The 24888-nt window shown below is 69.7% G+C and carries 11 protein-coding genes and 1 pseudogene; 5 read left to right on the plus strand and 7 right to left on the minus strand.

Annotated features, from left to right (window positions below):
- Nucleotides 1-125 precede the first annotated feature (125 nt).
- Both RSP_RS19050 and RSP_RS19055 read left to right on the plus strand, forming a co-directional pair.
- Nucleotides 126-11030: a DUF7507 domain-containing protein gene (locus RSP_RS19050; RefSeq protein WP_017140422.1), complete on the plus strand. Its 10905-nt coding sequence runs from the start codon at nucleotides 126-128 to the stop codon at nucleotides 11028-11030.
- A 13-nt stretch (nucleotides 11031-11043) separates the two neighbouring features.
- Nucleotides 11044-14562, plus strand: coding sequence for a hypothetical protein (locus RSP_RS19055; protein ID WP_043764347.1), 3519 nt, complete (start codon nucleotides 11044-11046; stop codon nucleotides 14560-14562).
- Nucleotides 14563-14880: 318 nt separating this feature from the next.
- Here the strand turns inward: RSP_RS19055 and RSP_RS19060 are convergent, their stop codons facing one another.
- The 7 genes from RSP_RS19060 to RSP_RS19090 all read right to left on the minus strand — a co-directional run bounded on the left by RSP_RS19060 (nucleotide 14881) and on the right by RSP_RS19090 (nucleotide 21608).
- Complete coding sequence (locus tag RSP_RS19060; RefSeq protein ID WP_011339517.1) at nucleotides 14881-15879, minus strand: Gfo/Idh/MocA family protein; 999 nt, start codon at nucleotides 15877-15879, stop codon at nucleotides 14881-14883.
- Nucleotides 15879-16766, minus strand: a complete 888-nt coding sequence (locus RSP_RS19065) for a sugar phosphate isomerase/epimerase family protein (protein WP_011339518.1) — start codon at nucleotides 16764-16766, stop codon at nucleotides 15879-15881. Before RSP_RS19065 ends, RSP_RS19060 begins: the two co-directional genes overlap by 1 nt.
- Nucleotides 16767-16819: 53 nt before the next feature.
- On the minus strand, nucleotides 16820-17653 hold the full coding sequence (locus RSP_RS19070) for a carbohydrate ABC transporter permease (protein ID WP_011339519.1): 834 nt from the start codon (nucleotides 17651-17653) through the stop codon (nucleotides 16820-16822).
- Complete coding sequence (locus RSP_RS19075) at nucleotides 17653-18579, minus strand: carbohydrate ABC transporter permease (RefSeq protein WP_011339520.1); 927 nt, start codon at nucleotides 18577-18579, stop codon at nucleotides 17653-17655. The genes RSP_RS19070 and RSP_RS19075 overlap by 1 nt, the downstream gene beginning before the upstream one ends.
- Nucleotides 18580-18706: 127 nt before the next feature.
- A complete protein-coding gene (locus RSP_RS19080; protein ID WP_011339521.1) occupies nucleotides 18707-19921 on the minus strand; it encodes an ABC transporter substrate-binding protein in 1215 nt (404 codons plus the stop codon).
- A gap of 47 nt (nucleotides 19922-19968) precedes the next feature.
- A complete protein-coding gene (locus tag RSP_RS19085; RefSeq protein ID WP_011339522.1) occupies nucleotides 19969-20886 on the minus strand; it encodes an alpha/beta hydrolase in 918 nt (305 codons plus the stop codon).
- On the minus strand, nucleotides 20883-21608 hold the full coding sequence (locus tag RSP_RS19090; protein ID WP_011339523.1) for a GntR family transcriptional regulator: 726 nt from the start codon (nucleotides 21606-21608) through the stop codon (nucleotides 20883-20885). The genes RSP_RS19085 and RSP_RS19090 overlap by 4 nt, the downstream gene beginning before the upstream one ends.
- A 126-nt stretch (nucleotides 21609-21734) precedes the next feature.
- Here RSP_RS19090 and RSP_RS19095 point away from each other — a divergent pair, with 126 nt between their 5' ends.
- The 3 genes and pseudogenes from RSP_RS19095 to RSP_RS22480 form a co-directional block, all read left to right on the plus strand.
- The gene (locus RSP_RS19095; protein WP_011339524.1) at nucleotides 21735-22814 is read left to right on the plus strand and encodes an ABC transporter ATP-binding protein; all 1080 of its coding nucleotides are present in this window, start codon (nucleotides 21735-21737) and stop codon (nucleotides 22812-22814) included.
- 732 nt (nucleotides 22815-23546) lie between these two features.
- Nucleotides 23547-24584, plus strand: a complete 1038-nt coding sequence (locus RSP_RS19100; protein WP_011339525.1) for a siderophore-interacting protein — start codon at nucleotides 23547-23549, stop codon at nucleotides 24582-24584.
- A gap of 19 nt (nucleotides 24585-24603) precedes the next feature.
- Nucleotides 24604-24758, plus strand: a pseudogene (locus RSP_RS22480) (IS5/IS1182 family transposase); the annotation flags it as partial.
- Nucleotides 24759-24888: the final 130 nt, after the last annotated feature.

Here is a 24888-nt window from a genome sequence, read left to right on the forward strand (position 1 = left end):
GAATTCTCTGAACCACCCCGTCCTGCCGATGCCTGGGAAGATGTTCCGCCCCGGCGACCCTCTCCTCCCGCACACGATGGCGCCCGCCGCCGTGGCCAGACGAACCGGGTGGCGGGGACAAAGCTGTGTGGATCAGACATTCGCGTAAGGCGGCCGCTGCCGCGGCCTTCGGTGCAACCCTCGTCCCGGCCCTCCTGTGGCTTCTGACCGGCCTCGCTCAGGCGCAGGATGCGGTCGACTACGACTGGCGCGTCCAGCTCGACGGCTCGGCCGGCCTCGCCATCGCGGCAGGCGGCGTGGCGCTCTACAAGGTGGATGTGCAGAACACGGGCACCGCGGGCGCCCCGCCGACGCGGATCGAGACCAACATCCCCGCCAACACGATCTTCCGCCCGGACCTGTCCTCGGCCAGCTGCGCCGTGGTGGGCAGCCTCGTCGACTGCGCCATTCCCGCCCTCGCCGAGGACGCATCCACCGTCGTGGACGTGGCGTTCGAGACGCTGGACGAAGGCACCTTCGTCCTCTTCGCCCGCGTCCCCGACACCGATGCGCTGGCCGGGAACAACTACGAGGAAGTCACCACGACCGTGGAGCGCGGCGCGGACATCTCGGTCTCGCTGACCGCCGATGCGACCGTGCCCTCGGGCGGCACGGTGCATTATGAAGTGCGGGTCGAGAACGAGGGGCCCCACACGTCCGAGGCGTTCGAGGTCGAATTCCCCGTTCCCACGGGCGTCGTCGACATGACGGGTCCCGCCGGCTGCACGCGGTCCGGCGGCACCTTCCTCTGCCGGGTGGCGGACCCTCTCGCCGTGGGCGACAGCCTCGCCTTCGACTTCGCCGGTCAGGTGACGGCCGCATCCAATTCGACCGTGGCCGCCTCGGTCGCGATCATGGGCCAGCAGCCGGCCGATGCCGATTCCACCAACAACCTCGCCACGGCCAGCACCTCCGTCACCGCGGGCAGCGACCTGCGCATCGTGAAGTCGCGCACGCCCTCGGGCACCATTCTCGTGGGTGACGAACTGGTCTTCATCCTGTCGCCCAGCTATCGCGGCGACGCGCCCGGCGGGACCGTGACGGTGACGGATCCACTGCCCGCGGCCTACAGCTTCGTCTCGGTTCAGGCGGACGCGGGCTGGACCTGCGGCGAGAGCGGCGGCACCGTGACCTGCGCCCGCCCTGCCCCCACCACCGGCGCGGGCGAGGACGTGTCCATAGGCGAGATCCGCATCACCGCCCGCGCGGTCGATCCGGGAACGCCCCTCAACATCGCGACGGTCTCCGCCGCCGACACCACCGATCCGTTCCCGGGCAACAACAGCTCGTCGGTGAGCGTGACTATCGAGGCGCCCTTCGTCGATCTCGCCCTGTCCAAATCGGCGCCCTCTCCGGCCCTCGCCGTGAGCGGCAGCCCCTTCGATTACAGGATCGGCGTGACGAACCGCGGCAATGCGGGCTTCGACGGCACCGTGCGGGTGACGGATGCGGTGCCCGTGGGCCTCACGATCGAGTCTGTGACAGGCTCGGGCTGGAGCTGTGCGCCCCTGCCCGTCACGGGCCCCGCCGACCTCGTCTGCGACCGGCCCTATGACGGGGCGGCGCCGCTTGCGGCCGGGGGCCGCGTGCCGGATCTGGTGCTGACCGCGGTCGCCCTGCAGGACGGGCCGGTGCGCAACACGGCTGGCGTCGAGACCGTCGACGGCACGCTCGAGGACACGACGCCGGGCAACAACTCGGGCGGCGCCGACGTGACGGTGAGCCAACCGCCGTTCGCCGCCGACATCGGCCTGACCAAGAGCACTGCCGCCACCGCGATTGCGGGCGAGCCGCAGACCTTCGAGGTCGAGATCACCAACTTCGGCCCCACCGAGGCCGCGAACGTGCGCTTCAGCGATCCGCTGACCGGTCTCGCGAACGGCGCGACCTCGGGCGCGGGCAACGGCCTCGTGAGCATCTCGGTCGAGCCCTTCGCGGCGACGGGGGCCAGCTGCGGCGGTGCAACGACCGGCGCGACCTCGGTCACGGCGAGCTGCTCCTTCGACACGCTCCCCGTCTGCACCCCCGGCCTCGACTGCCCGCGGATCACCCTCGTGACCACCCCGGGCGGCAATGCGGGCGCGCGGACCAACACCGCGACCGTCGTCTCGCAGACGACGGCCGACCCGGCCTCGGCCAACAACAGCGCGAGCGCGAGCTTCACCGTCGAACCCCGGGCCGACGTCACGCTCGAGAAGCTGGCCAACCCCGATCCCGTCGCCGTGGGCCAGTCGCTGAACTATGTGCTGACGGCGAAGAACGTGGCGAACGGCCTCAGCCAGGCCGAGAACGTGACGGTTTCCGACACGCTGCCCTCGGGGCTCGTGTTCCTGTCGGCCAGCCCCTCCACGGGCAGCTGCGCCACGCAGCCGGCGGCCGGCAGCGCCACCTCGGGCGGCAACAATCAGGTGGTGTGCAACCTCGGCACCATCAACAACGGCTCGCAGCAGACGGTGACGATCGTCGTGCGGCCGCTTCTGTCGCTGCTGGAATCGACCCTCGTCAACCGGGCCGAGGTCACCACCAGCACGACCGAGACCGATGAGACCAACAACGCGGCCGAGGCTTCGGTCGACGTGACCTTCCCCCGCTTCGACCTGCTGATCGCCAAGACCGACACGGTCGATCCGGTGACGGTGGGCGACGAGACGATCTATCGCATCCTCGTGACGAACAACGGCCCCTCGGCGGCGGAGAATGTGATCGTCACCGACACGCTTCCCGCGACGCGGCTGAGCTTCGTGCAGGCCAGCGCCCCGGCGGACGGGTCCTGCGGCACCACGCCCGCGGCGGGCGCCATCGGCGGTCAGGTGATCTGCAGCGTGCCCTATCTCGCCTCGGGCGAGAGCCGCACCTTCGAGGTGACGATGCGGGCCGAGGCCAAGGGCTCGGTCACCAACACGGCCTCGGTGACGGCCGACCGCGCCGGCGACTTCGAGAGCCGCACCGACAACAACACGGCGACGCAGAACACGACGCTGCGCACCCGGGTGGACGTGCAGGTGGCCAGCAAGACGCCCTCGGCGCCGTCGGTGCCGCTGCGGGAGGATTTCACCTTCGACGTGGTGATCCGCAACGCCAGCGACCCGCGCTATTCCGAGGCCGACAATGTCGTCTTCACCGACAGCCTGCCCTCGGGAATGGTGCTGACGGGCGCGCCGAGCGTGACGATGGCGTCCGGCACGGCCAGCGCGACGAGCTGCACCGGCACGGCCGGCGGCACGGCGGTCAGCTGCTCCTTCGGCACGCTCTCGCCCGGAGCCGAGGCGGTGGTCACCCTGCCCGTCCGAGTCACGGCGATCACGAGCACGCCGCAGAGCTTCACCAACAGCGCAAGCGTCACGACCGACTCCGACGACCGCGTGCCGTCGAACAACAGCAACAGCGGCTCGGTCGAGATCACCGGCTCGTCCGTCGCGGGCGCGGTCTGGCGCGACTTCAACGAGGACGGCACACGCGCCGGGACCGACACCGGCCTTGGGGGCATCGCCATCCAGCTGAGCGGAACCGACCTCACCGGCGCCCCGGTTACCCGGACCACCACCACCGACGCGAGCGGCGGCTATAGCTTCGGCCTTCTGGCCGAAGGCACCTATACGATCACCCGCACCGGCAGCCTCCCCGCCCGCCACGAGGATCTGGCGGCGCTGGTCCCGGCAAGCGGCTCGGGCACCGCGTCGAGCGCCACTGTCATCGGCTCGGTGGCGATCGGCCCGGACGAGGATCTGACCGGCTACGACTTCACCGTGCGGCCGATCCCGACCGTGGGCATCGCCAAGCGCGTGTCCTCGCAGCCGGCGCTGCGGGCCGATGGCGCGTTCCGCGTGAGCTTCGCCTTCTCGGTGCGCAACTTCAGCGTCGAGCCGGTGCAGGGCCTGACCGTGACCGACATGCTTCAGGGCGGTCTGCCCGGCTTCGGCACCTACAACCCGGACCTGTCCGCCCTGCAACCGGGGGAATATGGCCTCGTCTCGGCGCCCGGCGGCAGCTGCGGTGGCCTGAACGCGGGCTACACCGGCGCGGGCGCGACCGAGCTCGTCTCGGGCGGCACCCTCGCCGCGGGGGCAGGCTGCTCCATCACCCTCACGCTGCAGGTGCGGCCCGAGATCCCCCTGCCCTATTCCGCGTCGCCGCGCTACCGGAACCAGGCGCGGCTGGATGCCGTGGGCCAGCTCTCGGGCGAGCCCGTGACCGATCTCTCCGACAATGGCTCGAACCCCGACCCGAACGGGAACGGCTATGCCAACGACCCGGGCGAGGACGATCCGACGCCGGTCAATGTCACCTATGCCCCCGCCATCGCGGTGGTGAAGACGGCAGACACCTCGGGCTTCTCCGATCCGATCGCGCCCGGAGACCCGATCCTCTTCAGCTTCGCGGTGACCAACACCGGCAACGTGCCGCTGGCCGATGTGACGCTGGCCGATCCGATGCTGCCCGCCGCCTTCGACGGGCTGACCGTCCCGGTCCTGCTGCCGGGCGAGACGGACACGTCCACCTTCGCGGCCACCTACCTGCTCACCGCCGCCGACATCGACGCGGGCCGTGTCGAGAACCAGGCCACCGCCACCGGCACCTGGACGCAAGGCTCGGGCGGCGCTCCGGTGACGGTCAGCGACCTCTCCGGCACGACCACCGCCAACAACACGCCGACGACGGTGCAGATCGGAGCGATCTCGCTCGTGAAGACCGCCGATGAGAGCGGCCTCTCCTCGCCGCCGCTGGCGGGCGAGACCATCCGCTACAGCTTCACCGTGACCAACGGCGGCGTGGCCCCCCTCACCGACGTGACGCTCACCGATGCGGTGCCGGGCGTGCAGGTGACGGGCGGGCCGATCTCGCTGGCAGGCGGGGCTTCGGACACGACGAGCTTCACCGCGACCTATGAGCTGACCCAGGCCGACGTCGATGCGGGCAGCTTCACCAACGACGCGAGCGTGACGGGCTTCGTTCAGGTTCAGGGCGGCGGCCGGGTGCCGGTCACGGCCGATGACAGCGTGACCACGCCACTCGCGCTTGCGCCCGCCATCACCCTGGTGAAGGAGGTCGACACGACCGGCCTCTCCTCTCCGGCGGCGGTGGGTGACGTGCTCGCCTACAGCTTCACCGTGACGAACGCGGGCAACGTGACGCTTACCGACGTGACCGTGACCGACGACAGCCTTCCGGGTCTCGTGCTGACGGGCGGGCCGATCGCGACCCTCGCGCCGGGCGACAGCGACAGCACCACCTTCACCGCCTCCTACAGCCTGAAGCAGGAGGATCTCGACCGCGGCTTCGTCGAGAACACCGCACTGGCGACCGGCACCTATGCCGGGCCCGGCGGCACGCCCGCCGAAGTGACCGACAGGTCCGGGACGGACACCTCCAACGACACGCCCACCGTGGCGACCGTGCCCCCTGCCCCGGCCATCACGCTGGTCAAGGCGGTGGATGCGAGCGGCATCTCCAGCCCCGCGGCGGTCGGCGAGCAGCTCAGCTACAGCTTCACGGTGACGAACACCGGCAACGTGACGCTGACGGATGTGACGGTCACGGACACGAGCCTGCCGGGCCTCGTCCTGTCGGGCGGGCCGATCACCCTCGCGCCGGGAGCGAGCGACGCTGCCACCTTCACCGCCACCTATGCGCTGAAGCAGGCCGACATCGACCGCGGGTTTGTCGAAAACACGGCGCTCGTCACCGGGACCCATGTCGACGGGAACGGCGACAAGACCGAGGTCGAGGACGTCTCCGGCACCGACGCCGCGAACGACCTTCCGACCCGCAGCGACGTCGAGGCCGCGCCCGCCATCGCGCTGGTGAAGACCGTCGACCTCTCGGCCCTCTCGAGCCCGGTCGCGGCGGGCGACGTGCTAAGCTACGGCTTCGCCGTGACCAACACGGGCAACGTCACGCTCACGAATGTGACCGTGACCGACGACAGCCTCGCGGATCTCGTGCTGACGGGCGGCCCCATCGCCTCGCTCGCGCCGAACGCCACCGACAGCACGAGCTACAGCGCGAGCTACACGCTGACCCAGGCCGACATCGACCGCGGCTTCGTCGAGAACACGGCGCTTTCCACCGGCACCTACACCGACGGCGCAGGGGTCGAGACGGAGGTCGAGGACGCGTCGGGCACCGACACGAGCAACGACCTGCCCACGCGCGCCGATCTCGACGCCCTGCCCTCCATCGCACTGGTCAAGACGGTCGACGCCTCGGCGGTCTCCTCTCCGGCGGCGGTGGGCGATCTGCTCAGCTACAGCTTCACGGTGACGAACACCGGCAACGTGACGCTGACCGACGTGACGGTGACGGACGACAGCCTTGCCGACCTCGTGCTCGCGGGGGATCCGATCCCGACGCTCGCGCCGGGTGCGGCGGACGCCACCACCTACACCGCGACCTATGCGCTGAAACAGGCCGACATCGACCGCGGCTACGTCGAGAACACGGCACTTGTCACCGGCACCCACACCGATGGCGCGGGCGTCGAGACGGAGGTCGAGGATATCTCCGGCACCGAGGCCACCAACGATACGGCGACGCGCGCCGATCTGGGGACCACTCCCTCGATCGCGCTGGTGAAGGCCGTCGATCTTTCGGCCGTCTCCTCTCCGGCGGCGGTGGGCGACCTGCTCACCTACAGCTTCACGGTGACGAACACCGGCAACGTGACGCTGACCGACGTGACGGTGAGCGACGACAGCCTCGCCGATCTGATCCTCGCCGGCGACCCGATCCCGTCGCTCGCGCCGGGTGCGACCGATGCCACCGCCTACAGCGCCACCTATGCGCTGAAGCAGGCCGACATCGACCGCGGCTTCGTCGAGAACACCGCGCTCGTCACCGGCATCCACACCGATGGCGCAGGCGTCGAGACCGAGGTCGAGGACATCTCCGGCACCGAGGCCACCAACGACACGCTGACACGCGCCGATCTCGAGACCGCGCCCGCCCTCGCGCTGGTGAAGACTGTCGATGCTTCGGCCGTCTCCTCGCCGGCGGCGGTGGGTGAGCTGCTGACCTACAGCTTTGCCGTGACCAACACCGGCAACGTGACCCTGACCGGCGTCACCGTGACGGACGACAGCCTCGCGGGTCTCGTGCTCGCGGGAAGCCCTGTCCCGACGCTCGCGCCGGGTGCGACCGATGCCACCGCCTACACCGCGACCTATGCGCTGACGCAGGCGGACATCGACCGCGGCTTCGTCGAGAACACCGCGCTCGCCACCGGCACCTACACCGATGGCGCGGGGATCGAGACCGAGGTCGAGGACATCTCCGGCACCGAGGCCACCAACGACACGCCGACCCGCGCCGATCTGGACACCACGCCCTCCATCGCGCTGGTGAAGACGGTCGATGCTTCGGCGGTCTCCTCTCCGGCGGCGGTGGGCGATCTGCTCAGCTACAGCTTCACGGTGACGAACACCGGCAACGTGACCCTGACCGACGTGACCCTGAACGACGACAGCCTCGCGGATCTCGTGCTCACCGGCGGCCCGATCCCGTCGCTGGCACCGGGCGCGGCGGACGCCACGACCTACACGGCGAGCTATGCGCTGAAACAGGCGGACATCGACCGCGGCTATGTCGAGAACACGGCGCTCGTTACCGGCACCCATACCGACGGCGCAGGGGTCGAGACCGAGGTCGAGGACATCTCCGGCACCGAGGCCACCAACGACACGGTGACCCGCGCCGATCTGGGCACCGCGCCGGCCATCGTTCTGGTCAAGACGGTCGACGCCTCGGCGGTCTCCTCGCCGGCGGCGGTGGGCGATCTGCTCAGCTACAGCTTCACCGTGACCAACACCGGCAACGTGACGCTGACCGATGTGACCGTCACCGACGACAGCCTGCCGGGTCTCGTGCTCACCGGCGACCCGATCCCGTCGCTCGCACCGAATGCGACCGATGCCACCACCTACACGGCGAGCTATGCGCTGAAGCAGGCGGACATCGACCGCGGCTATGTCGAGAACACCGCGCTCGTCACCGGCACTCATACGGATGGCGCAGGGGTCGAGACCGAGGTCGAGGATATTTCCGGCACGGAGGCCACCAACGACACGCTGACGCGCGCCGATCTCGACGCCCTGCCCTCCATCGCGCTGGTCAAGGAGGTCGATGTCTCGGCCGTCTCCTCTCCGGCAGCGGTGGGCGACCTGCTCACCTACAGCTTCACGGTGACGAACACCGGCAACGTGACGCTGACGGATGTCACGGTGACGGACACGAGCCTGCCGGGCCTCACCCTCACGGGCGGGACCATTGCCAGCCTCGCTCCGAAGGCAAGCGACACCGCCACCTACACGGCGAGCTATGCGCTCACTCAGGAGGATCTCGACCGGGGCTTCGTCGAGAATACCGCGCGTGTGACCGGCACCTATACCGACGGCACGGGCGGCGAAACCGAAGTCGAGGACATCTCCGGCACCGACGCGGGCAATGACACTCCCACCGAAGCCCTGATCGAGCCGGCCCCGGCCCTCGCGCTGGTGAAGACGGTTGATCTCTCGGGTCTCGGCACGCCGGCGGAAGTGGGCGAGGCGCTCACCTACAGCTTCACGGTGACCAACACCGGCAATGTGACGCTGACGGATGTGACCGTGACGGACACGAGCCTGCCGGGCCTCGTCCTTACCGGCAGCCCGATCGCCCGCCTCGCCCCCGGCGAGAGCGACAGCACCGCCTACAGCGCGCGCTATGCCCTGACGCAGGAGGATCTCGACCGCGGCTTCGTCGAGAACACGGCGCTGGCCACCGGCCTCCATACGGACGGCACCGGGCGGGAGACGCAGGTCGAGGATGTCTCGGGCACCGACGTCGGTCGCGACGATCCGACCGTGGCTCCGGTGGGGCAGGCGCCGGCCGTGGCGCTGGTCAAGGCGGTGGACGCTTCGGCCGTCTCCTCGCCGCCGGCGGTGGGCGACCCGCTGACCTACAGCTTCACCGTGACGAACACGGGCAGCGTGACGCTGACGGACGTGACCGTCACCGACGACAGCCTTCCGGGCCTCGTGCTGGCGGGCAGTCCCATCCCGCGCCTTGCGCCGGGCGAGAGCGACAGCACGACCTACAGCGCCCGCTACCTGCTGACGCAGGAGGATCTCGATCAGGGTCGGGTGTCGAACACGGCGCGCGTCACCGGCAGCTACCGGGCGCCCGACGGCTCGGCCGACACCGTCACCGACATCTCGGGCACCGAGATCGAGAACGACGATCCGACCGACACCGAGTTCGCGCCCGTCCCCGGCATCGCGCTCGTGAAGACGGCCGATGTCTCGGGCATCGGCAGCCCGGCGGCCATCGGCGAATTGGTCCGCTACAGCTTCACCGTGACGAACACGGGCAACGTGACGCTCGCGGATGTGACGGTGAGCGACACGAGCCTGCCGGGCCTCGTCCTGAGCGGCAGCCCGATCGGGCGGCTTGCTCCGGGCGAGAGCGACAGCGTGACCTACAGTGCCGCCTATGCGCTGACGCAGGCAGACCTCGACCGCGGCGTCATCGAGAACACGGCCCGGGCCACGGGCGCGTATCGCGGGCCGGATGGCGAACCGGGCACGGTCGAGGACATCTCGGGCACCGAGGCGGAGAACGATGATCCGACCCTGTCGCTCGTGCCGCAGACGCCCGGGATCGCCCTCGTCAAGGAGGTGGCGGACGAGTCCGTCAGCACGCGCCCGGCCCTGGGCGACGAGCTTCTCTACCGCTTCACGGTGACGAACACCGGCAACGTGACCCTCACCGACGTCACCCTGACCGACGATCTGGCGGGCGCGGTGGTCTCGGGCGGCCCCATCGCCGCACTGGCGCCGGGCGAGACCGACAGCACCACCTTCACGGCACGCTATGCGCTGACGGCGGCGGATCTCGAGCGGGGGCAGGTCGCGAACACGGCCCGCGTCAGCGGGACCAATCCGGGCGATCCCGACACGCCGGTGACGGATGTCTCGGGCACCGAGGTGGGCAATGACACGCCGACCGTGGTCGAGCTCGACGTGCCCACGGATGTGACGGCCACCAAGACCGCCAGCCCCGAGCGCGTGGTCATCGGCGAGACCGTCTCCTATGTGCTGGCCTTCACCAACGACGCGCCGCGCTCGATGCGCGAGGTGGTGCTGGTCGACCGGATGCCCGACGGCCTCGTCTATACGCCCGGCAGCGCCACGCTCGACGGCACGCCTCTGGAGCCCGAAGTCAGCGGCCGCTTCCTGCGCTGGCAGGCGGACACCCTGCCCGCGGGCGGCACGATCACCGTGCGCTTCGCCGCGCGCGTGCTGGGGGCTGCGCCCTACGGGCCGCTCACCAACAAGACCTGGCTCCTCGACCGCACGGGCCAGCGCTCCTCGAACGTGGCGGAGGCCGTGGTGATCCGCGAGCCCGAGCATGTGTTCGAATGCGCCGACATCATCGGGAAGGTCTTCGACGACCGGAACATGAACGGCTATCAGGATCCGATCGACGGCGCGGCCCACGGCCGCGGCGCCGAGGCCGAAGAGCCGGGCATCCCCGATGTGCGTCTCGCGACGCCGAACGGGACCCTGATCCAGACCGACAAGTTCGGCCGCTTCCACGTCCCCTGCGCCGAGCTACCCGGCCAGACCGGCGCGAACTTCACGCTGAAGCTCGACACCCGCTCCCTGCCCTCGGGCTACCGGGTGACGACCGAGAACCCGCGCACGATCCGCGTCACGCCGGGCAAGATGGCCAAGCTGAACTTCGGCGCGGCTCTGGGCCGGGTGGTGCGGCTCGACCTGACGGCGGCGGCCTTCGCGGACGGCCGGCCGACCGCGGCCTTCGCCCGGGCGCTCGAGCAGACGGCGGCAAGCCTCGGCGATGCGCCGGTGGTGGTGCGGATCAGCACCCGGCAGGACGCCGGCGGCGCGGGCGCGGCAAAAGCGCGGCTCGATGCGGCCGAGGCGCTGGTGCGCAAGGCCTGGAAGGGTCGGGCCGGGCCGGTGCTCATCGAACGCACGATCCAGCGGGACCAGTAAGAGGATGACCAGAATGTTCGGAATGAACGTGCGCGCGCTCGCGGGCCTCTCGGTCTCGCTGCTGGCCCTCGGCGCAGGCAGCGCGCTGGCGGAGGACTGCGCGGGCAGGCCCGGCCCGTCGGCGATGGAAGCCTGCGATCAGGTGGCGCTGCCCGTGGGCGAGAATACCGAGGCCGGGGGCCCGGTGGTGCAGCCTCCGCTGGGCGGCGACGGCTTCCTGATCTCGGTGGACGGCGCGCCGGCCGCGGGCGATCCCGCAACGGCCGACGGCCAGCGGCAGGCGGACCTCCGGCTCTCGGACGCCGATGTGGATCTGCGCTTCGACGGTTTCGGCGTGGCGCCGCGGCTCGATGCGGGCCGGGCCGATCCGGGACCCGCCGGGCCGGGCGACCGCGTGGTGCTGCGGAGCCGGACCAACTATCCGGCCTTCCTCGCCCGGGCCGAGTTCCGCATCTATGACATGGACGCCTCGGGCGGCGGCACGCGGCTCCTGACCACCGTTCCGGTCGCGCCGAACGGCGAGGCGGCGCTCACGCTGCCCGAGGGGCGCGATCTTCAGTATGTGCTGCGCGTCTACGACCGCGCGGGTCGCTACGACGAGACAGCCCCCCTGCCCTTCGGCGCCCCCGACCGCCGCGGCCTCGCCTTCGGCGCGGGCGAGGAGGAGGGGTCGGACAATGCGACCCAGCGCAACATCCCGATCCGGGGCGGCGCGGTGACGGTGCATGTGCGCAACCTCGCACCGGGCGCGCGGCTCGAGACGCTGGGCACGAGCGTGGTCCCCGATCCGTCGGGCGCGGCCGTCGTGCAGCGCATCCTGCCGCCGGGCCATCACGGGATCGACGTGCGGGTGCCGGGCGCGCTCGACATCACGCGCGACCTGACGATCCCCGCCTCGGACTGGTTCACCGTGGGCGTGGCCGACCTCAGCTTCGGCCGCCGCATGGGCTCGCTGCCCGAGGGCACCGACAAGACGTGGCAGCGCGGGCGGCTGCAGTTCTACGCCAAGGGCAAGACCGCCCGCGGCTACGAGATCACCGCCTCGGCCGACACGCGCGAGGACGATCTGTCGGACCTTCTGGGCAACGTGCTCGACAAGGATCCGCGCGCGGTGCTCGGCCGGCTCGATCCCGATCTCTACTATCCGACCTACGGCGACGACTCGATCCTCACCGACGACACGCCCACCTCCTCGGGCCTCTATGTGAAGGTGGAGAAGGACGGCAGTTTCGGCCTATGGGGCGACTTCAAGTCGAAGAGCCGCGGCACCGAGCTTCTGCGCAACGAGCGCAGCCTCTATGGCGGCCAGCTCGTGCTGCAGAGCCGGGCGACCACGCCCGGGGGCGAGGCGCGGCTGCGCTTCGAGGGCTATGCGGCCGAACCGGACCAGCTGCCGCAGCGCGATCTGCTGCGCGGCACCGGCGGCTCGGTCTATTTCCTGTCGCGTCAGGACCTTCTGGAAGGATCCGAGACGCTGACCGTTCAGGTCCGCGATCCCGATACCGGCCGGGTGATCTCGACCCGCGGCCTCGTGAACGGGCAGGATTACTCGGTCAATTACGCGCAGGGGGTGGTGACGCTTTACGCGCCGCTCTCCTCCTATGCGGGCACCTCCGGGCTCCTGTCCGGCAGCGCGGTGGGCGAGGACGATCTCTATCTTGTGGCGCAATATGAATGGGCGCCGGTGACGGGCGACGTCGACGGCATGGCCTTCGGCGCGCGCGTCGAGGCCTGGGCCACCGACCGGCTGCGGCTGGGGATGAGCGGTCAGGTGGACCGCACCGGTCTTGCCGACCAGACCTCGACCGGGGCCGACCTGCTCTGGAAACTGTCCGAGGGCACCTATCTCGAGGCCGAGGCCGCGCGCTCTGAGGGGCCGGGCTTCGGCTTCACCAGCTCGATCGACGGCGGCCTCACGCTCGAGACGACCGATCCGGTCGACGGCACCGGCGAGGGCTACCGGCTGAAGGCGCGGGCCGATCTGGCGGACCTCCGGCCCGGCACGGAGGGCCATGTCGAGGTCTGGGCCGAGCGGCGCACGGCGGGCTTCTCCTCCATCGACCATCAGACGACCGAGGACGAGGAGCTCTGGGGCCTCGAGACCGAGGTCGCGACGTCGGAGCGCGGAAGGCTCGCCTTCCGCTACGAACATTACCGCAAAGATCCCGACGAGAAGCTCGACGAGGCGCGGCTGGGCTATGCCCACCGGCTGAACGACCGCGACACGGTGGAGCTGGCCTTCGGCCATCTCGACCGCGAGGATCCGGGCCGCGCCGACCGTACGGGGCGCAGGCAGGATGCGGGCGCGGGCTTCCGCCGCGAGCTCTCGGACCTGCTGAGCTGGGAGCTCTGGGGGCGCACCACCGTGGCCCGGTCGGGCGGGATCGAGCGCGCGGACCGCGCGGGCGTCAAGCTCGACACGGCACTCGGGCAGGACTGGCGGCTGCAGACCGGGATTTCGGCCGGCCACACCGGCTGGGGCGGCGAGATCATGCTGCGCCGCGAGAAGGATGCGGCCGAGAGCACCTATCTCGGTTATGTGCTCGATCCCGACCGGACGCTCGACGACGTGACCCTGACCGGGCGCGACCACGGCAAGTTCGTGGGCGGCGCACGGCGCAAGCTGGGCGAGAGCACCTCGGTCTTCGGCGAGAACAGCTACGACCTCTTCGGCCAGCGGCGCACCCTCGCCTCCTCCTACGGCGTGGAATATGCCGCGAGCGAGCGAACGGTCTGGACCGGGGCCGCCGAGTTCGGCCGCGTGGCCGACGATGCGACGGGCGATCTCGACCGCGTGGCGCTCTCGTTCGGGGTGCGCTACGACGATGGCAAGCGGCTCTCGATGAAGGGCCGGCTGGAGCTGCGACGCGACAGCGGGACCTACGAGGGGCGCGACCGCGATGCGGACACGATCCTCGGCACGGGCACGGTGCGCTATGCGCTGAACGACGCCGAGCGGATCGTGTCGAGCCTGCAGTTCGTGCTGCCCGACAACGGCACCGCCACCCTGCCCGAGGGCGACTACATCCGCTACGATCTGGGCTATGCGCTGCGGCCCACCGACAACGACCGGCTGAACCTGCTCGCGAAATACCAGTATCTCTACGATCTCTACGGTCAGGAGACGGACGGGGTGCAGAGCCGGAGCCCGCGGCAGAAGACCCATGTGGTGAGCCTCGATGCCGAATATGACGTGACCGAACGCTGGACGCTGGGCGGCAAGCTGGGGATGCGGTTCGGCGCGAGCTCGGCCGCCGAGGGCGAGGCCTTCGTGGATAACGACGCCTGGCTGGGCGTGGTCAGCGCGCGCTATCACCTCGTGCACAACTGGGACCTGCTGGCCGAGGTGCGGCAGCTGCATGCCGAACAGGCGGGCACGACCGAGACCGGCGTGCTGGTGGGCGGCTACCGGCAGGTCAACCGGAACATGTCGATGGGGCTGATCTACAATTTCGGCCGGTTCTCGGACGATCTGACCGACCTCGTGCAGGACGACAAGGGGCTGGCGCTGAACCTGATCGCGCAGTTCTGACACGCAGGAGGCGGGGGGCGCTGCCCCCCGTCCGCGCCTTCGGCGCGGGCAGGGAGCGGCGGTGCCGCCCCCTGCGGTCCCCCCGGGATATTTGGACAGAGTGAAGAGGCGAGGGACGGCAGGCCCGGCCTGCGCGCCGCACCCAAGGCAGCGTGTTCGCGGCGGGGCTCGTTCGGCTCGGGCGACGGCGCCGAGCCGTCGGCCGTCTGCGAAAGCCGCGGCGTGGGATCCGCACCCGGAGGGCAGACGGGAGCGGCCGGCCTCTGGCTCAGGGCGGGCGCGGGTGCGGCCGCCCGGGAGACCGGGCGGCGGCGGGCGTCAGGCCTCGATCAGCGCGATCATCCGTTCGAGCCGCTTCATGGCGAGCCAGCCGTCGCGGATCACCGGCGCCCGGTCGGACTCGCCGCGGATCATTGCCGCCACATCGGTCAGAAGCGCATGATAGCCCTTGTGATCCTCGTTCGCCGCCGCGGTGAAGTTCGGCGTCCAGACGAGGCTGTCGCAGCCGGGATCGAGCAGGGCGCGGGGATCCTCGGCCTTGAAGGGCGGGTTGCGGTGCCAGGCCACGTTGATGACATTCTCGACCTCGACGCGGTGATGGTCGCCCATCACCTGAACGAACTCCATCGGTGTGCCGCGCGACTGGACCGTGCCCATCACCACGTTGCCGATCACCCCGTTCTCGCAGGCGAAGTTCATGTGCAGGAGCATCTTGCCCTTGCCGCAGACATTCTTGCGCAGCTGCACGTCGGCGAAGTCGGCCCCTGCGAACCAGGGGATCAGGTCCATGTAATGGACGCAATGGTGCAGGTAGAAGCCGGTATAATCCACCTCGCCCGCGAAATAGGTGGGCGCGGTCATGTAGCTGCCGTGGATGCCCAGCACGGGGCCGAAGTCGCCGCCCTCGAGGATGTTCTTCGCGATCCGGTTGCCGGTGGAATAGCGCTTCATGAAGCCCACCGTGACCGGCACCTTCGCGGCCTCGGAGGCGCGCATCAGCTCTTCGGCTTGCACGGCAGTGGCGGCGGGGGGCTTTTCCATGAAGACGGGCAGGCCCCGCGCGATGGCCGCGAGCGTCGCGCGGTAATGGACCTCGGGGCCCACCGCCATGCCGATGGCATCGAGCCCGCCTGCGGCAATCATTTCCTCGAAGTCCGAGAAGACGGCCTTCGCGCCGAACTGGCGCGCGGCCGCCTGCGCGGCCGCCGCGTCACGGTCGCAGACCGCCGCGATCTCGAAGCCCGAACGGGCGAGCTGCGGCATCAGCATCCAGGTTGCGTGGCGGCCGCAGCCGATCCATCCGATCCTGATCGTCATCAGTGGGTCACCTCCGCCAGGGTGAGCGCGGAGCGGATGAGGCCCAGCCCCGCGCGCAGCTTCTCGTCCTCGTCCTCGTGCGGGGCGCGCCAGTGGGCGATGGGCAGCGCCACGCGCTCGTCGTCGCGCCGGAAGGGCTCGAGCGAGACCGGACCCGCGTAGCCCGCCTGCCCCAGCGCCCGCGCGATGGCCGTCCAGTCCATGGTGCCGGTGCCGGGGAAGCCGCGGTGGTTCTCGTTGGCCTGAAAATGGACGAGGCGCGCGCCTGTGGCGCGGATCGCATCGGGGATCGAGCGTTCCTCCATGTTCATGTGGAACGTGTCGAGCATGACGCCGAGACCGGGCGAGCCCACCGCATCCACCACCTCGATGGCCTGTGCGGTCGTGTTCACGATGTCGGTCTCGAAGCGGTTCAGCGGCTCGAGCCCGAAGACCTTGCCCGCGCTCGCGGCGAGCGGGGCCACTTCGGCCAGCCCCTCGACGGTGCGGGCGGCGCGGGCGGCGATCTGTTCGGCCGTCCAGGGGAAGGGCGGGCGGCCGGCGAAGACCAGCGGCTCGCCATAGAGCGGGCCGCCGACGATGGTCGCGCCGAGCGCCTCGGCGGCCTCGATGCAATATTTCAGATAGTCGCGCCCGCCGGCCCGCGCCGCAGGCTCCTCGCTCGCGATCGAGCGCTGGAGGTTCACGCGCGCGGCCAGAACGAGGCCCAGCCCCTCGCCCTCGCAGATGCGCCGCACCTCGGCCGCGTCGAGCCCGTCTTCGGGCTCGGGCACGAGAAGCTCGATGAAATCGAAGCCCAGGGCCCGGGACTTCTTCAGGAAATGCAGCGACTCCGAGGTGAAGGGCCGGATGAACTGCATCGAGATGATGCCGACAGGATTTTTCACGTTTCTTCCTTCTTGGGAAGGCGGGGCCCTCTCCGGCCCCGCCGGGTCTGGGATCAGCCCTTCACGGCGCCCTGAGTCAGGCCGCCCACGAGGCGCCGCTGCACGATCAGGAACAGGAGGGTGGCGGGCATGGCGCCCACGATGCCGCCGGCGGTGAGGAGGCCCCACTGGACCTGATATTCGCCGATCATGGTCTGCACCGCGACCGTGATGGGCCGGACGTTCTGGCCACCCAGCGTCAGGGCATAGAGATATTCGTTCCAGGCGGTGATGAAGATGTAGATGCCGGTCGCGATGATGCCCGGCGCGCAGAGCGGCAGGATCACCCGCACCATGGCCGAGAGCCGCGAGCAGCCGTCGGTCATCGCCGCCTCGTCCAGCGATTTCGGGATGCCGTTGATGTAGCTCGTCATCATCCAGACCGAGAAGGGAATGGCGATGGTCGAGTTCGCGATGATGAGCGCGAGATGCGTGTCCAGAAGCCCCAGCTGGCGCATCAGCACGAAGAGCGGCAGGATCAGGAGCACCAGCGGGAACATGTTGATGAGCAGGAACTGCAGCAGCAGCACGCGCTTGAAGCGGAAATCGAAGCGCGAGAAGCTGTAGGCCGCCGTCACCGACAGGGTGAGGCCCACGATCACGGTGCCCGAGGCCACGATCAGGCTGTCGAGCATGTTGCGCGCGAAGCCCACGTTGGCGAAGAGCCGGGCGTAGTTCTCCCAGACGAGGTCGAAGACCGAGGGGCCGCGGGTGAAAAGCTTGTCCTCGGCCGTGAGCGAGGTCAGCGCCATCCAGAGATAGGGGCCGAGCGTGAAGACGAGGATCAGGACCATCGGCAGATCGACGGTCAGGATCCGCCGGAGGGTGGATTTGCGTCCCAGAGCCATCAGTGCACCGCCTTGGCCGAACGTTTCAGATAAAGGATCACGATGCCGAGCAGGAGCAGCGTGAAGGTCATGGCGAGTGCCGATCCGTAGCCGAAATCGAGGTTCGTGCGCGCCTCGAGGAAGGCGTAGAGCGGCAGGGTATAGGTGGCATAGCCGGGCCCGCCGCCGGTCATCACGAAGATCACGTCCATCGAGTTCGCGACCCAGATCGTGCGCAACAGGATCGCGGTGAAGAGCACGCCCGAGATGCCGGGCAGCGTGATGTGCCAGAACTGCCGTAGGCTCGAGGCGCCGTCGAGCGAGGCCGCCTCGTAGTAGCTGCGCGGGATCGACTGGAGACCGGCGAGGATCATCACCGCGAAGAAGGGAAAGCCCTGCCAGGTCAGCGTGAGGATGATCGCATAGAGCGCGGTGCCGGGGTTCGCGAGCCACGGGATCGACTGTTCGAGGATGCCCACGCGCAGCAGAAGGTCGTTCAGCACGCCGTAGTTCGAATCGTAGATCCAGGCCCACATCAGCGCGATCACGACCGAGGGTAGTGCCCAGGGAATGATGATGAGCGCGCGGGCCACGGGCCGCCACGGGAACTTCTGGTTCAGGAGAAGCGCCGTCGCCAGCCCCAGAAGCGCCTGCGCGGGCACCGTGATCGCGATCCAGAGCACCGTGTGGCGCAGCGAGATCCAGAAGACCTCGTCCTGCAGGATCGCCGCATAGTGCTTGAGCCCCACCCAGTCGAATTTCTTCGGCCGGAACAGCACATAGTCGTGCAGGCTCATCCAGGCCGTCTGCACCATCGGGAAGAAGACGATGGCGAGCGTGACGAGCACGGCCGGGGACAGCAGCGCCAGCGGCAGCACCTGCCGCCAGAGCCGCGCGCGGCGGGCGGGGGCGATTTCGTCGCGGTCAGGGACCGGAACACTTGTCATCGGGCGGACCTCTCTCGTCCCCTGCGGCGCGGAGGGCCGGCAGGCGGGTCAGGCTCGGACGCGGGCGGCGCGTCGGATGGTTCGGGAAGAAGGCGGGCCGGGGAGGGAGCGCCCCGGCCCTGCACCGTCACTCTTCGGCGAAGAGCTTGGCGATGGCTTCGTTCATCTGGGCGGCGGTGATCTCCCCGTTCAGCGCGCGCTGCATGTTCGTGGGCCAGACGGTGTTCACGAACTCGGGCGTGGCCGAGGAGGCGGGCAGCAGATGGGCGAAGGGGAGCGAGGCCTGGGTCGCGTCGACGAAGCGCTTCTCGTGCTGGTCCCAGGTGGCGCTGTCGCTCTTGGTCACCGGAAGCTGGCCCGTGGCGCTGTTGAAGAGCGCGTTGTTGCCCTCCGACGAAAGGAACGAGATCCACTTCCAGGCGGCTTCCTTGTCGCTGGCATTGCTGAAGACCCCGGTGGATTCGTCGCCGAAGGTGGTCCAGCGCCCGCCGCCGCATTCTGGCACCGGCACCGCCGCGACCTTGTCGCCCAGTGCCGCCACCAGATCGTTCGAGGAGCCGACATGGTGGATCGTCATCGCGGTCACGCCGGTCTTGAAGGCGCCGATGATCTCCTGAAAGCCGTCGTTCGGGGCCGAGGGCGGGAAGACCTTGTCCTTCTGGAAGAGATCCACCACGAACTGCGTGCCCGCCACGCCGGCCTCGGAGGTGAGGCTCTCGTCGAGCGCCACGCCCTCGCGGCCCAGCGTGAAGGCGCCCCAATGTTCGTGCCCGGACTTGCCGCCGCGGAAGCCGAACCCGTAGGTGTCGATCTTGCCGTCGTTGTTCGTGTCGCGGGTGAGCTTGATCGCGGCTTCGCGGAACTGGTCGCAGGTCTCGGGCGGGGCGAGGCCCAGCTCCTCGAACATGTCGGCGCGGTAATAGAGGTAGAGCGCCACATATTGCACCGGCAGGTAATAGTGCTTGCCATCCTCGGCCTCGGTCAGGTCGAAGAGATTGTCGAGGATGTCGTCGCGGCCCTCCCAGCCCGCGATCATCTCGTCGAGCGGCTCGAGCGCCTCCATCTCGAGAAGGCGCGGCAGGGCGAACATCTTCAGCATGGCCGCGTCGGGCGCGTTGCCGCCGACGATGGCCGTGTAGAGATTGTCGTAATAGCTGTTCCAGGGCACGTTCTGCGCGTCGATCCTGATGCCCGGGTTCGCTTCCTCGAACTTGGCCACCAGATCCGACATCGGGTTCTCCGGATTGTCGAAGTGATACCAGAAGCGGACGGTGCTGTCGGCCGAGGCGATCCCCGGCGCGAGGCCGGCCAGAAGGGCCAGCGCGCTGATGGTTCTTTTCATTCTCTCTCCTCCCAAAATCGAGAAACGTTCGCCGCCCGGGGCGGCGGTCAGGTGAGCGCCCGGAACACCTCGCCCGCCCGGCGGTAGGCCGCCACCGACTGCGGCAGCCAACGGCTCATCTGCATGAATCCGTGGACGACCCCCGGCACGATGTCGAACCTGTCGGTCCGCCCCAACGCTGTGAGCCGCGCCGAGAAGCGCTCGGCGTCCGAGCGCAGGGGATCGATCTCGGCCGCGTTGAGATAGAGCGGCGGCAGCGCCGCCAGCATCGCATCCGGCGCGCGGGCGGGCGTGAGACAGGGATCCTCGAGCCGGCCTGCCGCGGGCGTGTAGAAATCCCAGTAGCGCAGCATCTTGGCGCGGGTCAGGCCCGGCCCCTCGGCCACCTCGACATAGCTCGGGCTTTCGAAATCGGCATCGAACACCCCGTAGAAGAGGAGCCCCGTCGCCGGCAGGTCGCGGCCGTTCAGCCGGAACATCAGCGCGACCGCGAGATGGGCGCCCGCGCTATCGCCCGCCACCGACCAGCGGCGTCCGGCGAGGATCGCCTCGCGCCCGGCCCAGACGGCGAGACAATCCTCCAGTCCCGCCGGATAGGGATGTTCCGGCGCGAGCCGGTAGTCGAAAGTCACCACCGCCGCGCCGGTCTCGACCGCAAGCTGGCGCGCCGCCCCCTCGTGGGTCGCGGCCGAGCAGAAGGCCCAGCCGCCGCCGTGGATGAAGAGGATCGCCTCGCGCCCGAGATCGCCCGCGGGCAGGAAGACATGCGCCCGCCGCCCGTCCGGCGTCTCGACGCGAAGCTCGCGCGCCATGGCGGGCTCCGGCCCGTTCCAGCGCCGGTTGCCGGCCTCGGCCGCCGCCCGGCCCTCGGCCGGCGGCAGGAGCGTCGGATCGGGCTGCACCCCGTCCTCGGCCAAGAGCCGGTCGAGCACGGCGCGCATTTCGGGAGCAAGGGTCAGGCTCATGGATGCACCTTCAGGGCGGGGGTCGCCATGCCCTGCCCTGCCTCGGGCGCGAGCGTCGGCATGACCTCGGGGCCGAAATCGACGATGGTCGCGATGTGATGCGAGAGCGCGCGCATCAGCGCCTCGGCGCTGCGCGTCTCTAGCGCCTCGAGGATCGAGACATGCCGGTCGGCGGTCGCGAGCAGCTCCCGGCTGTTCGCCGCACTGTTCAGGATCTTGAACCGCTGCGTATGAAGAAGGCAGCGCATCAGCACCGGCTCCACCACCGGCATGGCGGCGGCCTCGAACAGACGCAGGTGAAAGCGGCAGTCTTGCTCCAGCAGCGCATATTCGTCTTCCTGCAGCGCGGCCAGCCGCATGGCCTGCAGCAGCATGTCGAGATCCCTGCGCAGGCGAGGGTCGTTCGCCTCGATCACCCGGATCGCAGCGCGGCATTCGATGTCGTGGCGGATGCGCAGAAGCTCCACCACATCGTCGGAATGGGCCTCCGTCACATGGGTGTCGCGGCGGGCGCGGCGCTGGACCAGCCCTTCTTCCGACAGCCGCATCAGCGCTTCGCGGATGGTGCCCTGCGCCACCGCGAACCGCTGCGCCAGATCCAGTTCGCGCAGCACGCCGCCGGGCGGAAGCGTCCCCAGCACGATCTCGCGGCGGAGCGCATGCTCCACCTGCGCGCTGCGGCTGCGCTGCGGTCCCGCTCCGAAGGCCTCGCCCACACCCATGACCCCTGCATCCTCCCTGATGTTGTATTGATAATCACATGATTATTGATAATGTCAACGATATTGATAATGTGGGTCCGACGGGCTTCGGCGCGAGAAGCGGCCGGACGACAGGGAGGACAGCGCATGGCACGCATCAGTCTGCAGAAGATCGTGAAGCGGTATGGCGGGATGGAGGCCATCCACGGCGTCGATCTCGAGGTGGAGGACGGCGAGTTCGTGGCCTTCGTGGGGCCCTCGGGCTGCGGGAAATCCACCATGCTGCGGATGATTGCCGGGCTCGAGGACATCAGCGGCGGCCATATGCGCATCGGCGACCGGCTGGTGAACGATATCGAGCCCAAGGGCCGCGACGTGGCGATGGTGTTTCAGGATTACGCGCTCTATCCGCACATGACGGTGCGCGACAACATCGGCTTCGGGCTGAAGATGCGCGGCGAGCCCGCCGAGACGATTCGGAAGAAGGTCGAGGAAGCCGCGCGCATCCTCCAGCTCGAGGACCTGCTCGACCGCCGCCCCGGCCAGCTCTCGGGCGGCCAGCGTCAGCGCGTGGCCATGGGCCGCGCCATCGTGCGCAAGCCCAAGGTCTTCCTGTTCGACGAGCCGCTCTCGAACCTCGACGCCAAGCTGCGGGTCGAAATGCGCACCCAGATCAAGCGGCTGCACCGGATGCTGCGCACGACGACGATCTATGTGACCCACGATCAGGTCGAGGCGATGACGCTGGCCGACCGCGTGGTGGTTCTGCGCAAGGGCAGCATCATCCAGCACGGCCGTCCGCTCGAGCTCTACGAGCGGCCCTCCTGCCGCTTCGTGGCCGAATTCATCGGCTCGCCGCAGATGAACATCCTGCCGGGTCGCGTGGCCTCGTCGGATCGCGGCACGGTGATCGAGGTGGGCGGCGGCGCGATCCCGCTTTCGCATCTGCCGGTGCCGGTGGGCACCAGCCTCGATGTGGGCCTGCGCCCCGAGCATCTGGAGCCCTGCGCGCCCGAGGAGGCCGATTTCGTCGCAGAGGTGGACGTGCTCGAGGAGCTGGGGTCGGATACGCTCGCCATCTGCCTCATGGGCGAGCGCGAGATCACCGTGCGGGTGCCGGCCGACCGGGCCCGCAGCCTCGGCCGCACGCAGCCGCTGCGCTTCGACCGCCAGAACCTGCATCTCTTCGATGCGGCGAACGGCCAGCGGATCGACTTCATCGCCTGACGATCCCGGCGCGCGGCTCCCCCCGCGCGCCGCTTCTGGCCGCTTGGACACAAGGTCCTCTCCAGCGTCTCCGTCCGGCGCGCAGGTGCGCCGCGGGCGGCTTCTGGCTGGCAGGATCCAAGGTCCCCGCAGCGCCTCGCTCCGGCGTGCAGGCGCCCCTGGGCGTCTCTTTCGGCTGGCCGCAATCCAAGGTCCAGCAACGCCTCGGCCCTGCACAGGATGCCCGCGCTGGTGCGTGAAACGCATGACCATGAGCCGCAGCGCTTGAGGCACTCCGAACGCGGCTGCCGGACCGCTAAAGGCAGGCCGCAAAGACCGAGTTGACTTGTCAGGTATTCTCGGGTCATTAGGAGGAGACGCCAGCCAGTCGGGCGCTTCGCGTTTCCCTCCGCGAAAGGTGCCGTGCAAGCCACCGAACCCATCAGCACGGTGGACCATGTCGCTGCTTGCCCTGCCTGAGCTTACCTTTCGGCAATCTGCGCTTTGCCTGCGCATCACGCGCGCGGCGGCCAAGGCCGGCCGTCCGGCCGGACCCCGCAGGCGGTGCTTCTGCCAGCAGGAAAAGCGGGCCCTCGGACCGCGCCGAGCGCCGAGGAACGCGCGGACGGGAGAGCAACCGCTCTCCCCGCGCCTTGTCGCTCGGCGCGGGGCACCCTGCATCCGCCTGCGGACGCCTGCCGGTCGACCCCGCGCAAGGGACGCCGCTCGTGATCCCGCATTGAGGAGACATCCATGACCCTCGCTCAACAGACCGTAGGCTTCTACGAAGGTCCGCTGCCGGAAGGGCTGCTCGACCACATCGAGGAGCATGTGGCGGCGTTCGAGATCCCTCAGGAGCGGAGGGACGGTCTCCTGCGCATCGCCTATGGCCGCGGCCAGACCGAGATCGAGGCCGCGGGGGCGCGCCTGCGCATCGCGATCCGCGCCGGCGGCCCGGTGGAGCTCTACCAGCTTCGCGAGAGTGCGATGTATCTGCTCGACCATGTCTGCCCCGCTGCGGGCAAGGGCATCGCCTGGACGGGAACCCCCGAGACGCAGCGGCCGCCGAGCCTTCATCCCGCGACGCTCGTCGCCCGCGAGCGGCGGGGCGCGAACTTCCTGCGCCTGACGATGGGCTGCGCGGGCACGGCGGCGCTCGATGCGGGGCCGATGCATTTCTCGCTGCTCCTGTCGCCCGAGGGCCGCGCGCCGGTCTGGCCGCGGCTCGACGGGCGCGGCCGCACCGTCTGGCCCGAGGGCGAGGAGGCGCTGCACCGCGCGGCCTACACGTTCGTCGCGCTGGAGCCGGAGGCGAACCGCTTCACCTTCGACCTCTTCCTGCATGAAGGAAGCCGGGCGAGCGCCTGGGCGCTCTCGGCCCCGCTCGGCACGAAGGTGGCGGTGATGGGACCGGGCGGCGGCGATCTTCCGGACGCGGGCGAGATCCTCCTTGCGGGCGACGAGACGGCGCTGCCCGCGATCCGGCGCATCCTCGAGACCTCCGCCGCCGACCGGCGCGGCCGGGTGCTGATCGAGATCGGCGACGACGGTGACCGCATGCCCCTCCGCGCGCCCGAGCAGGTCGAGGTGACATGGCTCCGGCGCCACGCGGGAGAGACGCTGCTTGCAGCGCTGAGGGCGGTCGATCTCGATCCCGATGCGCCGCCCCCCTACCTCTGGGTGGCGGCGGAGCAGGCGACCGTGCGGGAGGCACGCGCCCATTTCCGGCGCGACCCGCGGGTGGCGTCGATGCGCCCCTATTTCTCGACCTACTGGCGTCGAGAGGGATGAAGCCTGCGGACGGGTGACGGCACGCATCGAAACGAGGAGGCACTGTGCGAAGCTTCCGGGCCCGCATCTGATGGGCGGAAGTTCGAACGCCAGGTTGCCGAGCCGCAGGTCCGCATCGCCGTCCCAAATGGCTGCCCCGTCTTCGGCATACCTGTCACCGAGGTCGCAGGATAGGTCTGTCCGGCCAAGGGGAGGCCCGGCTGTCAGCCGATTGCCGCAACAGAGTGCCCGTCAGCGGCGCCGCGCCGCACCCAAGCCGTTACGGCCGGGCGACGCCGCTTCCCATCGTCATCCTCTGGACCCC

Origin of the sequence: Cereibacter sphaeroides 2.4.1 (genome assembly GCF_000012905.2) — a bacterium.
Classification (GTDB): domain Bacteria; phylum Pseudomonadota; class Alphaproteobacteria; order Rhodobacterales; family Rhodobacteraceae; genus Cereibacter_A; species Cereibacter_A sphaeroides.

Coding starts and splice junctions, on each gene's coding strand:
- RSP_RS19075 (WP_011339520.1), bottom strand. CDS start 18,579: ATGACAAGTGTTCCGGTCCCTGACCGCGACGAAATCGCCCCCGCCCGC.
- RSP_RS19070 (WP_011339519.1), bottom strand. CDS start 17,653: ATGGCTCTGGGACGCAAATCCACCCTCCGGCGGATCCTGACCGTCGAT.
- RSP_RS19085 (WP_011339522.1), bottom strand. CDS start 20,886: ATGAGCCTGACCCTTGCTCCCGAAATGCGCGCCGTGCTCGACCGGCTC.
- RSP_RS19060 (WP_011339517.1), bottom strand. CDS start 15,879: ATGACGATCAGGATCGGATGGATCGGCTGCGGCCGCCACGCAACCTGG.
- RSP_RS19095 (WP_011339524.1), top strand. CDS start 21,735: ATGGCACGCATCAGTCTGCAGAAGATCGTGAAGCGGTATGGCGGGATG.
- RSP_RS19090 (WP_011339523.1), bottom strand. CDS start 21,608: ATGGGTGTGGGCGAGGCCTTCGGAGCGGGACCGCAGCGCAGCCGCAGC.
- RSP_RS19080 (WP_011339521.1), bottom strand. CDS start 19,921: ATGAAAAGAACCATCAGCGCGCTGGCCCTTCTGGCCGGCCTCGCGCCG.
- RSP_RS19055 (WP_043764347.1), top strand. CDS start 11,044: ATGTTCGGAATGAACGTGCGCGCGCTCGCGGGCCTCTCGGTCTCGCTG.
- RSP_RS19100 (WP_011339525.1), top strand. CDS start 23,547: ATGACCCTCGCTCAACAGACCGTAGGCTTCTACGAAGGTCCGCTGCCG.